The organism is Janthinobacterium sp. GW821-FHT03C08 (assembly GCF_059420905.1).
This window is the reverse complement of sequence record NZ_JBWKUP010000009.1, coordinates 137,520-150,266: the sequence shown is the minus strand read 5'-3', so window position 1 is coordinate 150,266 and position 12,747 is coordinate 137,520. Positions and strand designations below refer to the sequence as shown.

12 protein-coding genes are annotated in these 12,747 nt (G+C 62.9%); 3 read left to right on the top strand and 9 right to left on the bottom strand.

Annotated features, from left to right (window positions below):
* Positions 1-50: 50 nt before the first annotated feature.
* From AC07VL_RS14700 to AC07VL_RS14675, 6 genes are read right to left on the bottom strand one after another with little or no spacing between them, the layout of a single operon-like run.
* A complete protein-coding gene (locus tag AC07VL_RS14700; protein ID WP_494806529.1) occupies positions 51-383 on the bottom strand; it encodes a YbjQ family protein in 333 nt (110 codons plus the stop codon).
* Positions 384-391: 8 nt separating this feature from the next.
* Positions 392-772 carry an adenosylmethionine decarboxylase gene (gene speD / locus AC07VL_RS14695; RefSeq protein ID WP_494806528.1) on the bottom strand — a complete coding sequence of 127 codons (381 nt, stop codon included), beginning with the start codon at positions 770-772 and terminating at the stop codon, positions 392-394.
* A 2-nt stretch (positions 773-774) separates the two neighbouring features.
* The gene (locus AC07VL_RS14690; RefSeq protein WP_494806527.1) at positions 775-987 is read right to left on the bottom strand and encodes a hypothetical protein; all 213 of its coding nucleotides are present in this window, start codon (positions 985-987) and stop codon (positions 775-777) included.
* On the bottom strand, positions 984-2,447 hold the full coding sequence (locus AC07VL_RS14685) for a DUF4178 domain-containing protein (RefSeq protein ID WP_494806526.1): 1,464 nt from the start codon (positions 2,445-2,447) through the stop codon (positions 984-986). The genes AC07VL_RS14690 and AC07VL_RS14685 overlap by 4 nt, the downstream gene beginning before the upstream one ends.
* A 20-nt stretch (positions 2,448-2,467) precedes the next feature.
* Positions 2,468-3,502 (bottom strand): SPFH domain-containing protein, encoded by a 1,035-nt coding sequence (locus AC07VL_RS14680; RefSeq protein WP_494806525.1) that lies wholly within the window; start codon positions 3,500-3,502, stop codon positions 2,468-2,470.
* A 31-nt stretch (positions 3,503-3,533) separates the two neighbouring features.
* Entirely contained in the window at positions 3,534-3,920 is a 387-nt protein-coding gene (locus AC07VL_RS14675) for a DUF350 domain-containing protein (RefSeq protein WP_494806524.1), read from the bottom strand.
* 109 nt (positions 3,921-4,029) lie between these two features.
* Here AC07VL_RS14675 and AC07VL_RS14670 point away from each other — a divergent pair, with 109 nt between their 5' ends.
* Positions 4,030-5,541, top strand: coding sequence for a polyamine aminopropyltransferase (locus AC07VL_RS14670; protein WP_494806523.1), 1,512 nt, complete (start codon positions 4,030-4,032; stop codon positions 5,539-5,541).
* Entirely contained in the window at positions 5,541-7,175 is a 1,635-nt protein-coding gene (locus AC07VL_RS14665) for an NAD(P)-binding protein (protein ID WP_494806522.1), read from the top strand. The genes AC07VL_RS14670 and AC07VL_RS14665 overlap by 1 nt, the downstream gene beginning before the upstream one ends.
* A 128-nt stretch (positions 7,176-7,303) precedes the next feature.
* Here the strand turns inward: AC07VL_RS14665 and mmsB are convergent, their stop codons facing one another.
* From mmsB to chvE, 3 genes are read right to left on the bottom strand one after another with little or no spacing between them, the layout of a single operon-like run.
* Positions 7,304-8,527, bottom strand: coding sequence for a multiple monosaccharide ABC transporter permease (mmsB, locus tag AC07VL_RS14660; protein WP_494806521.1), 1,224 nt, complete (start codon positions 8,525-8,527; stop codon positions 7,304-7,306).
* The gene (gene mmsA / locus AC07VL_RS14655) at positions 8,517-10,058 is read right to left on the bottom strand and encodes a multiple monosaccharide ABC transporter ATP-binding protein (RefSeq protein ID WP_494806520.1); all 1,542 of its coding nucleotides are present in this window, start codon (positions 10,056-10,058) and stop codon (positions 8,517-8,519) included. Before mmsA ends, mmsB begins: the two co-directional genes overlap by 11 nt.
* 49 nt (positions 10,059-10,107) lie before the next feature.
* Positions 10,108-11,184: a multiple monosaccharide ABC transporter substrate-binding protein gene (gene chvE / locus AC07VL_RS14650; RefSeq protein WP_494806519.1), complete on the bottom strand. Its 1,077-nt coding sequence runs from the start codon at positions 11,182-11,184 to the stop codon at positions 10,108-10,110.
* A 377-nt stretch (positions 11,185-11,561) separates the two neighbouring features.
* Between chvE and AC07VL_RS14645 the strand changes: the two genes are divergently transcribed.
* Positions 11,562-12,722 (top strand): fumarylacetoacetate hydrolase family protein, encoded by a 1,161-nt coding sequence (locus AC07VL_RS14645; RefSeq protein WP_494806643.1) that lies wholly within the window; start codon positions 11,562-11,564, stop codon positions 12,720-12,722.
* Positions 12,723-12,747 lie beyond the last annotated feature (25 nt).

Below are 12,747 nucleotides of genomic sequence, written 5' to 3'. Positions count from 1 at the left end.
GGAGAATGAGCCGACAGTGTAAGCGATCCCCACCTGATCCACCAGTGAACTCAGGCTTCCGCTTCGACGATGACGGCCGTGCCATAGCACAACACTTCCGTGATGCCGGCCATGACGTCCGTGGCGTCGTAGCGCATGCCGATGATGGCGTTGGCTCCCATGGCGCGCGCGTGGTCGCACATGAGCTGATACGCGTCAGCGCGCGCCCGTTCGCACAAGGTTGTATAGATGGTGATATTGCCGCCGAACAGTGACTGGATGCCGCCAAAGAAATTGCCGACGATGGAGCGCGAGCGCACGGTAATGCCGCGCACGACACCAAGGTTGCTGACGATGCGCTGGCCGGGCAGGGTGAAGGCGGTGGTGATCAAGGCGTCTTGCATGGGGGCTTTCAGTTGGGGGACGGAGATGAGGGCGGCGCGCGCCGCACGGATTGCAACTGGCACTGCGTCGCCTGCAGCGCATCCTTGACGATGTCCAGCGCCCGTTGCGGCTGGGCCGCACCGCACATGAAGATATCCACGGCGGCAAAGCTGCATTCCGGCCAGGTGTGGATGGAAATGTGCGATTCGGCCAGCAACAGCACGCCCGTGATGCCCTGGCCCGGGCCAAAGCTGTGGAAATGGCCGTGCAGCACCTGTGCGCCAGCCGCGACGGCGGCTTCGCGCAGCAGGCGTTCGAGCGCGTCGCAGTCGCGCAGGCGCTCTGCACGAATGCCAGACAGGTCGGCCAGAAGATGGGTACCCAGGGGCAGATGCGCTGTGGATGCCATGCTTATTTGTGGCTCCCGCCGCCGCCGCCCGAGCCTCCGCCATAACCGCCGCCGTAGCTGCCGCCGCCGGTGCCCGTGCGCGAACTCCAGCTGCTGCCGCCAGTGTTCGTGCTGGTACTGCGCATGGCGCTGCTGGTCAGCATGAACATGCGCACCCAGTTGGAGGTCGTGACGGTGAAGGTCACCATCAGCGCGTAGATCACATATTTACTCATGGGGGATTCTTTGCATTCTTGTCGAGGAAAACGGCCGGCAGGAACAGCGCCAGGCAGCCCAGCACACTCCATAGCAAGGTGCTGGAAAACGAGACAAACATCGGGATCGCGTTCAGGACCAGCACGATGGCGATGAAGATCCTGGCGGTCTGCGTGTGACTGAGCTTGATGTTGCGGCCAGTGGCCACGCCATGGAAGGCGGCGCCGAACCAGGCGCTCATCTGGTCGTAGGCGACGGGCACGGAGCGTGACCAGGTCATCTCTTCTTCGGTGATTTCCGCCGCCAGTTTGGTCTGCCCCTGTTCGAATTCATAGACTCGTGTGCTGTCGCCGACCGTCACCTTCCAGTTGAAGGCGCCCGCCGCATACACCACCTGCGAACCGTAGTCATACAGCTTGGCATAGGTGGCGCCATCGAGCGCGCACCGGTCGGCATCCGTGGACGGCCAGGTGGGCCAGTTCGGCAGCACGTTGGAGCGCGACCAGCCGTCGTCCGTCTCCACCAGCCAGAAGAAGCCGGCGCGCGCACCGTACAGCAGGTATTCATTCCACTCGCTGCCCTCGTCGTCCGCGCGACGCATCATGCCGATGACGGTGAAGTCGGCATTGTTGATCTTCGCGCTGGCGCCCAGTTCCAGGCTGATGTCGACGTTGTCGTGCACCTGCTTGGCGATGGCCAGCACCTGTGCTTCCGGGCCGCTGGCGTCGAGCTGGGCGTGGCAGGCGGGGCAGACCAGCTGCGCCGCCGCGCCCGGGATGTACTTGATGCCGCTGCCGCAGGAAGGGCAGTCGAGCGCATCGAGCTTGCCACGGTACTTGCCGGCGCTTTTGGCGATGGCATCGTCGTCGCGCAGCAGCTGGCACTGCAATCCTTCCAGCGTGACGGCCACGCCCTGGTAGACGACGGGGTGCGGTCCATCCGTGTAGTCGAGCGTGACAAAGCTGGCGTAGTTGCGGAAGTCCGCCACCTGAATGCGCCAGCCGGCGCCCACCTTGAACGGCAATTCTCCCTGGCCGGCGATGCATTCGGCGTTGCGGATCTCGGCAGCCGTGTAGGGCTCGCCGCAGATCGCATAGCGTTTGCCCGGTGCCAATTCGCCAAAGGCGGGCAGGGCGTCTTGCGTGGCGCGTTCGCGCGTCATGGTGTACAGGCCGGACGAGTCGCCCAGCCAGGCCGTGCTGGCGTCATCGAACAGCACATACCACTCATTCCACGTGCCGGCGCTATAGCGCTGCTGGATGCGCCCGACGACGGTGAAGTGTCGGCCATCGTAGACGCCGGCCGTGCCGATCTGGATCGGTGTATAGTCTTCCAGGACGGCCGACATCTTGCCCACGTCCTTGACAGAGTCGGCGTCCTTCAGAATGGTGCTGTGGCAGTACTCGCACACGGCGAGCACGGAAGCATGCGAGCGGAAGTGAACTTCCGCGCCGCAGCTGGGACAGGAAACAGTTTGCATGCAGTCGTATTTCGCTCTAATCAGCCGATCAGTTTTTTCAGCAGTTCAGCCTTGGCGCCGTCGTAGTCGGCTGGCGAAATGAGACCCTTGTCGAGCAGGCCCTTGAGCTTTTCCAGGCGCGCCTCGATCGGCTCTTCCGCAGGGGCCGGCGGTGCGGCAGGGGCGGGAGCAGGCTGCTGCAGCGCGCCGCCCATGCTTTGCGCCATCACCTGGCCGATCGACAGCCCGGCACCGAGGCCCGCGCCGATGCCGGCCATGCCCCCTTCATTCTGCGCCGCCAGCGGGATCGCGTTGGCCACCTGGAATTTGGTGTAGCCGCTCATCTTGTCTGCGCCCAGGCCGCCCTTCATGCCGGCGGAAATACGCTCGTCCAGCGCCGCCTGCAATTCCTCGGGCAGGCTGATGCTGGCCACGTTGAATTCATCGAGGCCCACGCCATAGCGGGCAAACGCCTGCGCCAGGCCATCCTTGACTTCCTGCGCCATCAGCGCCTGGTTGGCCGCCATGTCGAGGAAGGGAACATTCGCCCCGCCCAGGGAACTGGCCATGCTCGACATCAAAATGCCGCGCAGCTGATCTTCCACCTCGTCGCGCGTGTAGACCTCGCGCGTGCCGCTGATTTCGGTAAAGAAGGTGCGGGCGTCGGCGATGCGGTACGAGTACATGCCGAAGGCGCGCACGCGGATCATGTCGAAATCCTTGTCGCGGATGGTGATCGGCTGCGGCGTGCCCCACTTGCGGCCCGTCTGTACGCGCGTGCTGAAGTAATACACATCCGACTTGAACGGTGAATCGAACAGCTTGTCCCAGTTTTTCAGGTTGGTCAGTAGCGGCAGGGTTTGCGTCGTCAGCTTGTGCGTGCCGGGACCGAAGACGTCGGCGATCTTGCCTTCGTTGACGAAGACGGCCACCTGCGATTCGCGCACATTCAGGATGGCGCCGTTCTGGATCTCGAAATCCTGCATGGGGAAGCGCCAGGCCAGCACGCCGTCCGTCTCTTCGTTCCACTGCAGTACGTCGATAAACTGTTTCTTGATAAAGCTGCCGAGGCTCATGATGAATATCCTTGAATAAGATGACGCGGTGTCAGGAAATGCAGGCGGCGTTGATGGCGCCGATCGACAGCGAAATGGCGGCCAGCAGGCCGCCGAAGGCGCTGTTGTTCGATTCGATCTGGTCCTTCGACATGCGCAGCAGGCGCGTGGTGACCACGTACGCCAGCAGTTGCACCACCATGGCGCCGAAGGCCCAGGCGAAGAACTGCTGATAGTCGGCCGTGTGCATCAGCGACGAGGCGATGGTGGCGGAAAAGCCCAGCAGCGCGCCGCCCAGCGACAGCGCCGCCGCCTGGTTGCCCTGGCGGATCAGCCGCACTTCGTCGTACGGCGTGACGCGCGTATAGATGATAAAAAATACAATCAGCAGCGCGGCGGCCAGTAAAAGATGGATCAGATAGTTTAGGATGTCGGGCACGGCATTCCTCGTAGTGATCACGCGTGCGGGTCGCGGCAAGACGAGGCCGAGATGAGCAACGAATGATCAAGTTAATAACGTCACAGCATATTAGAACAAAAAAAGCCCCATGAACAAAAAGATTCTGATTTTGTCCGTCTTCGTGGTCGCCTCCTGCGGCCTCGCTTATGAGCTGATCGCCGGCGCCATGTCCAGCTACCTGCTCGGCGACTCCATCCTGCAGTTTTCCACCATCATCGGCTGCTACCTGTTTGCCATGGGTGTGGGTGCTCACTTTTCAAAGTATGTGCGGGATGACGACGTGCTCTCGCGCTTCGTCGACATCGAACTGGCCGTGGGCCTGATCGGTGGCCTGTCGGCCGCCATCCTCTTCATGACATTCTCGTGGATGGCGGCGCCATTCCGCGCCTTATTGTATGTGATGGTTTTCCTCATCGGCGCACTGGTCGGCATGGAAGTGCCGCTGGTGATGCGCGCCCTGAATTCGCGCCAGACGGAATTTTCCGAGTTGGTCAGCCGCGTGCTGACCTTTGACTACCTGGGCGCGCTGGCCGTCTCCCTGCTGTTCCCGCTGGTGCTGTCGCCCTACCTTGGCCTGGTACGCACGGGTTTCCTGTTCGGCATGCTGAATGTGGGCGTGGGCCTGTGGACGATCCATGTGTTTCGCGCGGAGCTGAAGAACCTGACGGGACGTTTCCTGCGCGCCTGTGCCGTGATGCTGCTGCTCGTCGCCGGCTTTGCCATGTCCGACCGCATGGTGGCTTGGGGCGAACACGGCCTGTTCGGCGACGAGATCGTGTATTCCACCACCACCCCTTACCAGCGCCTCGTGATCACGCGCTGGAAGGACGATACACGCCTGTACATCAATGGCAACCTGCAGTTTTCCTCGCGCGACGAGTACCGTTACCATGAAGCGCTCGTGCATCCCTTGCTGGAAGCGTTGCCCTGGGCGCGCCGCGTGCTGGTGCTGGGCGGCGGCGACGGCCTGGCGCTGCGCGAAATCCTGCGCTATCCGAATATCGAGCACGTCACGCTGGTGGACCTGGACCCCGCCATGACGGCCGCGTTTACCACGCGCCCGGAACTGGCCAAGTTGAACAACGGCTCGTTCTCGGACAAGCGCGTCACCGTCGTCAATGCCGATGCCGCCGTCTGGCTGCGCAATAATGGCGACATGTTCGATGCGGCCATCGTCGACTTCCCGGATCCGTCCAGCTTCGCGCTTGGCAAACTGTATTCCGTGCCGTTCTACGACCTGGTGAAAAAGCACCTGGCCGCCAAGGGCCTGATGGTGGTGCAGTCGACGTCGCCGTTCTTCGCGCCGCACGCCTACTGGACCATCGATGCCACCCTGCGCGAAGTGGGCATGCGCACCTGGCCGTATCACGCCTACGTGCCCTCGTTCGGCGAATGGGGTTTTATACTCGCCTCGCCGCAGCTCGACTACCAGCCACCGGCGACATACCGCCTGCCCATGCGCTACCTGAATGCGGACACCACGCGCGAAATGTTCATCTTCCCACCCGACATGCAGCCCCTGCCGATGGCGCCGAACCGCTTGAATACCCAGTCGCTCGTGCATGAATTCGAGCAGGACTGGAACCGGGTAATCCGCTGATGCGGCGCCGTTCCTTCATGCTGTGGGCTGCCGGCGGGACCGCGGCAGCGGTGGCCGGCACCGGCAGCATCGCCGCCTATCTGCGCTGGCAGGAAATCACGCCCAGGGTGCTGTATCCGGGCCGCTCGGAAGGCCATTATTTGCGCGAGCTGCTGCGCGAGCACAAGACTTTGCCGCCGCCTGCGGAAACCATCAGCACCGACGTGGCCATCTTTGGTTCCGGCATCGCGGGCCTGACGGCTGCCTGGCGCCTGAACAAGCTGGGGCACCGGGATTTCCTCATGATCGATGGGCCGCAGCCGTATGGCAATGCGGCCGGCGGGCAGTTCGGCGACCTGGCCTATCCTACGGGCGGCCACTATCTGCCGCTGCCGTCGCCCGAATCGACGCACGTGCGCGAAATCCTGTTCGACCTGGGCATCATCCAACGCGATCCGATGGCGGAAAAGCCGACTTACGACGAGCGCTACATCCTGCACGCGCCCGAGGAGCGCCTGCTGTTCAACGGCCAGTGGCAGGACGGCTTCATCCCCACGGAAGGCGTGCCGCCGGCGGAACTGGCGCAGCATGAGCGCTTCTTTGCCGAGGTACGGCGCCTGCGCCAGACGCATGGCAACGACGGCAAGCGCGTCTTTGTCTTCCCCACGGTGGAGTCGTCGCAGGACCCGGCCTGGCAGGCGCTCGATGACATCACCTTGAAGCAGTGGCTGGAGCGCGAAGGCTATACCTCGCCCACCTTGCACTGGTATTTGAACTACTGCTGCCGCGACGACTACGGCACGCGCTACGATCAGGTGTCGGCCTGGGCCGGCCTGCATTACTACTGCAGCCGCTGGGGCCAGGCGGCGAATGCCGGCAATGGCGCCTGGCTGACCTGGCCGGGCGGCATGCAACCGGTCGCCACGGCCATGGAGCAAGCCTCAGGTGTCAAACGTCATGCGGGCACGGTGGTTTCCCTCACGACGACGAGCAACGGCGTCGAGGCGCTGTGCCTGGAACTGGTCGATGGCCAGCCACGCACCTACCTGGTCAAGGCGCGCAAGGCCATCTGTGCCATGCCCTTGTATGTGGCTGCGCGCGTGGTGAGCAATATCGCCGACTATGGTTTCGACCTCAAACGCGATACGCCCGCGTATGCGCCGTGGCTGGTGGCGAATTTTTTACTTAAACGCTTTCCCGACGAACTGCCGCACGCGCCCCTGTGCTGGGACAACGTGGTGTACCAGGAGCCGGGCCTCGGTTATGTGGTGTCCACGCACCAGGATATCCGCGTGCGCCCGCCCGAGAAAACCGTCTTCAGCGCCTACGTGGCCCTGTCCGACCGCACGCCACAGCAAGCGCGCAAGTGGCTCGACACGGCCACGCCCGAGCAGTTGCTGGCGCTGGCCAGCGTCGACCTGAAAACGGCATACGGGCGCGATTTTGCCAGCTGCGTCGAACGCGTCGACATCACCGTGCGCGGCCACGCCATGGCCGCTCCCTTGCCGGGATTTCGCAGCAATGCGGGCTTGAAAGCGCTGCGCGAGCACGACGGTGCCATCCTGTTCGCGCATGCCGATTTGTCGGGCTTTTCCGTGTTCGAGGAAGCGGCGTGGTGGGGGGATCGCGCGGCGCGATTGGCCGCCAACGTCTGACATAAGCTACTAGCACAGCTGCGCTTCTCAGCCACAACTTGCTGCCGCTCGCTACGCTTTTGTCCGACGTTATATGTAAAAAAGGCCGGCGCGAACGCCGGCCAGAGCCCCCTAAGGCTCGAACCGGGCTACTTGTTCTTGTTGACCACGTCGAGGAACACGGCCGCCAGCAGCACCAGGCCCTTGATCACCTGCTGGTAGTCGATGCCGATGCCCATGATGGACATGCCGTTGTTCATCACGCCCATGATGAAGGCGCCGATCACCGCGCCCATCACCTTGCCCACGCCGCCCGAGGCGGAAGCGCCGCCGATGAAGCAGGCGGCGATCACGTCCAGTTCGAAACCCGTGCCCGCCTTGGGCGTGGCCGTGTTCAGGCGCGCCGCGAAGATCAGGCCGGCAAGGGCGGCCAGCATGCCCATGTTGACGAAGGTGTAGAAGCTGACCCGTTCCGTCTTGATGCCGGACAGGCGCGCCGCCTTTTCGTTGCCGCCCACGGCGTAGACGCGGCGTCCCAGCACGGTGCGGTTGGTAATGAAGGTGTAGGCGACGATCAGCACCGACATCACGGCCAGCACGTTGGGAAAGCCGCGGTACGATGCCAGCAGATAGCTGAAATACACCATCACGGCGGCAAAGATGCCATTTTTCAGCAGGAAGAAGGCACGCGGCTCGTTTTCCATGCCGTGCCTGAGCTGCTTGGCGCGGCTACGCAGCGAGGTGACGATCAGTGCCGCGGCGGCGATCACCCCCAGCAGCAGCGACAGGCCGCGCAGGTTCTCGCCGCCAAATGGGTCGGGCAGGAAGCCCGAGCTGAGCATCTGGAAGCCTTCGGGGAAGGGGCCGACCGACTGGCCCGCCAGCAGCGCCAGGGTCAGGCCCTTGAACACCAGCATGCCGGCCAGGGTGACGATGAAGGAGGGGATCTTGAAAAAAGCGACAAAATAGCCCTGGGCGCCGCCGATGACGGCGCCGGCGATCAGGCACAGGATGCTGGCAGCGATAAAGTGCATGTGGTAATTGACGATCAGGACGGCAGCCAGCGCGCCGACGAAGCCCACCACCGAACCGACGGATAAATCGATATGGCCCGCCACGATCACCATCAGCATGCCCAGCGCCATGATGACGATGTAGCTGTTCTGCAGCACCAGGTTGGTCAGGTTCAGCGGCTGCATCAGGGTGCCGTCCGTCATGTACTGGAAGAAGCCCATGATGACGATCAGCGACAGCAGCATGCCGTAGTCGCGCATATTATTTTTCAGGAAGCCGGCGTGGCTTTTGGCGGCAGGTACCGTGCCAGGGGGGCTGCCTGTCGTCGCTGCCGCATCCGCAGTCAGTTTATTCTCCATGCTTGTCTCCGTGTGTGACGATGGCGCGCATGATTCTCTCCTGCGACGCCTCTGCTGCGCTTAATTCGGCCGCGAAGCGGCCTTCGTTCATGACGTAGATCCGGTCGCACATGCCCAGCAATTCAGGCATTTCCGAGGAAATCATGATGATGCATTTGCCTTCGGCGGCCAGCTCGCTGATGATGCTGTAGATTTCGTACTTGGCGCCCACGTCGATGCCCCGGCTCGGTTCATCGAGGATCAGGATGTCCGGACGCGAAAACAGCCACTTCGCCAGCACCACTTTCTGCTGGTTGCCGCCGGACAGGTTGACCACCTTTTGCAGGATGCTGGAACAGCGGATCTTCAGCCTGCGGCGGAAATCGTCGGCCACGCCGAATTCGCGCGCCTCGTCGATCACCATGTGCTTCGCCACGGCGTCCAGGTTGGCCAGGCTGGTGTTTTTCTTGATGTCCTCCTCGAGGATCAGACCCAGGCCCTTGCGGTCTTCCGTCACATACGCCAGGCCGTGGGCGATGGCCTTGCCGATGGTGCTGACATCGATCTCCCGGCCGTTCTTGAGCACCGTGCCGCTGATGCGCTGGCCGTAGGCGCGGCCAAAGATGCTCATCGCCAGTTCCGTGCGTCCTGAACCCATCAAGCCGGCGATGCCGATGATCTCGCCCTTCCTGGCGTGCAGGTTGATGCCCTTGATGATGGGACGGTCGGCGTGTTCGGGATGGAACACGCGCCAGTCGCGCACCTCAAAAATGGTTTCGCCGATGGAAGGCCGCCGCGGCGGATAGCGGTCGGCCATCTCGCGCCCGACCATTTTTTCGATGATGCGGTCTTCGCTGACGGCCTCAATACGGCAGTCGAAGCTGTCAACCGTGTTCCCGTCGCGCAGCACCGTGATGGCATCGGCGACGCGCGAAATTTCATTGAGCTTGTGCGAGATCAGGATCGAGGCGATGCCCTGGCGTTTCAGCTCCAGCAGCAGGTCGAGCAGGGCCGCGCTGTCGCTTTCGTTCAGGCTGGCCGTCGGTTCGTCGAGGATCAGGAGCTTGACGTCCTTGCACAGCGCCTTGGCGATTTCGATCAGCTGCTGCTTGCCCACGCCCAGGTTGGTGACCAGGGTGTCGGGCGACTCCTTCAGGCCGACCTTCTGCAGCAGCTCGCGCGTCCTGCCTTGCGCGTATTCCCAGTCGATGACGCCCATTCTTGCCGGCTCGTTGCCGAGGAAGATATTCTCGGCGATCGACAGCAGCGGCACCAGCGCCAGTTCCTGGTGAATGATGATGATGCCGATTTCCTCGCTGTCCTTGATGCCGCGGAAATGCCGCGTCTGGCCCTGGTAATCGATATCGCCCGTGTAGCTGCCATGGCCGTAGACGCCGCTCAGTACCTTCATCAGGGTGGATTTGCCGGCGCCGTTTTCTCCCACGATGGCGTGGATCTCGCCGCTGCGCACCCGCAGGTTCACATTGTCGAGCGCAACGACGCCCGGGAAGGTCTTGCGTATCGCGCGCATTTCCAGGATCGTGTTCGTCATATAACCTCTCTGGGCCCGGCCAGGCCGGGCCTTGCTTACCGCGTGCGTCTTACTTCACTTGCGCTTCGGTGTAATAGCCGCTGCCCGTGACCAGCACCTGCTTCCAGTTTGCCCTGTCGACGGTGACGGGCTTGAGCAGATAGGACGGCACCACCTTGATGCCGTTGTTGTAGGTCTTGGTATCGTTCACGGCCGGCGTCTTGCCGCTCATCATCGCGTCGACCATATTGGCCGTCACCTTGGCCAGCTCGCGCGTGTCCTTGAACACGGTCGATGACTGCTCGCCGCGGATGATGGATTTGACGGACGGGATTTCCGCATCCTGGCCAGTGACGACGGGGAAGGGCTGCTTCGGCGTGCCGTAACCGACGCCTTTGAGCGACGACAGGATGCCGATGCTCAGGCCATCATAGGGCGACAGCACGGCGTCGACGCGTGCATTGCCATAGTAGGCGCTGAGCAGGTTGTCCATGCGTGCCTGCGCCACGGCGCCGTCCCAGCGCAGGGTGGCCACCTTGTCCATGCCCATCTGCTTCGAGCGCACCACCAGCTTGCCGCTGTCGATATAGGGTTTCAGCACCGACAGGGCGCCGTTGTAGAAGAAGTGCGCGTTATTGTCGTCGGCCGAACCGCCGAACAGTTCGATATTGAACGGGCCCTTGCCTTCCTTGAGCTTCAGCGCCGATTCGATATAGCCAGCCTGCAGCACGCCGACCTGGAAGTTGTCGAAGGTGGCGTAGTAATCGATGTTCTTCGTGCCGCGGATCAGGCGGTCATAGGAAATAACCTTGATGCCCTTGTCGGCCGCCTTTTGCAGCACGTTCGACAGGGTGGTGCCGTCGATGGCGGCAATCACCAGCACCTTGGCGCCCTTGGTGATCATGTTTTCCACCTGCGCCAGCTGGTTGGGGATATCGTCGTCGGCAAACTGCAGGTCCGTCTTGTAGCCGCGTTCCTTGAACACCTTGACCATATTGTCGCCATCGGCGATCCAGCGCATCGAGGATTTGGTCGGCATCGAGATGCCGATCGCGCCCTTGTCCGCGGCGCTTGCCATGGGCATTACCGCCATGCCGGAGATGGCCAGCGCCAGGCTCGCGGCCAGCATTTTCATTGTTGTTTTCATTTCAGGTCTCCACCGTCTTTTGAGTGTGAATGTGCCGGCGTCGCGGTCTCTGTGGGCCGGCTCCGTGCCGATGGCCGCATGTGGGCCACGGCTGATACTAGTTTGTCCATACCGGCCCCACCAATCACTTTTTTCGCATTGTCGATATCCAAAACGGTATCGCTGGCGCGATTGATGCGATGCGCAAAAAGACTTGCCCCAGACGCGCGAAAGGACGCCTGTACAGGGCTTTGTCCAGGCACTTTTTGGTGCGTCGCAATACCAATAATCATCATGCAATTTGGTGATTTTCGTAATTGCGGTGACCCATGGCGGCGCGCAGAATCGGTCCGAACTTGAAATTCAGCCACCCGATGACGATTTTTCTGAAAGCTGCCATGTTGCCGATTTCTCCCGCTTCCCTGCTACCCGCCGACCTGGCGCAGGCTACCCTGATTGGCCGCATCTGGCGCGATGGCCCTTGCGTCGTCGCCGTGCGCGGCGGTGAAGTCGTCGACATCACAGAAACGGTCGCCACCGTGGCCGAGCTGTTCGAGAGCGACGATGCGCTGGGTATCGCCCGCCATGCGCCGGGCACCGCGCTCGGTCCCGTGCAGGCGCTGATGGCGCAAGCGTTGAATGCGCCGGCAGATCGGCCGCTGCTGCTGGCGCCATGCGATCTGCAGCCGATCAAGGCCTGCGGCGTGACGTTTGCCGTCAGCCTGCTCGAGCGCGTGATCGAGGAGCAGGCGGGCGGCGACGCGGCGCGTGCCGCCAGCTTGCGCGGCGCGCTGCAAGATACTTTGGGCAGCGACCTGTCGGCCCTGCGTCCCGGCTCGGAGGCGGCGCAGCGCCTGAAGCAGCAGCTGCAGCAGCGTGGCGCCTGGTCGCAGTACATGGAGGTGGGCATCGGTCCCGATGCGGAAGTGTTTACCAAGGCGCAGCCGATGTCGTCGGTGGGCTGCGGTGCGCAGGTGGGCCTGCTGCCGTCATCCGCCTGGAACAACCCGGAGCCCGAGATCGTCCTGGCCGTCAACAGCCGCGGCGTCGTGCTGGGGGCCTCCCTGGGCAACGACGTCAACCTGCGCGACATCGAAGGGCGCAGCGCCCTGTTGCTGGGCAAGGCCAAGGACAACAACGGCTCCTGCGCCATCGGCCCCTTCATCCGCCTGTTCGACGAGGGTTTTACGCTCGACACCGTGCGCCAGGCGGAAGTGTCGCTGCTGATCGAGGGCGAGGACGACGGTTTTGTACTGGAAGGCGCCAGCTTCATGCGCGAGATCAGCCGCGATCCGCTGGATCTGGTGCGTCAGACGGCCGGCGCATACCACCAGTATCCGGATGGCTTCATGCTTTTCCTCGGCACCATGTTCTCGCCCGTGAAAGACCGCGGCGCGCAGGGCGGCGGTTTTACGCACCACCTGGGCGACCGCGTCACCATCGCCAGCGCCGCGCTGGGGGCGCTGGTCAATGAAGTGCAGCGCTGCGATGCGATCCCGCCCTGGACCTTTGGCGTGCGCGCCCTGTACCAGAACCTGGCGCGGCGCGGCCTGATCTGATTTCCCCATTCCCATAACGAGAGAC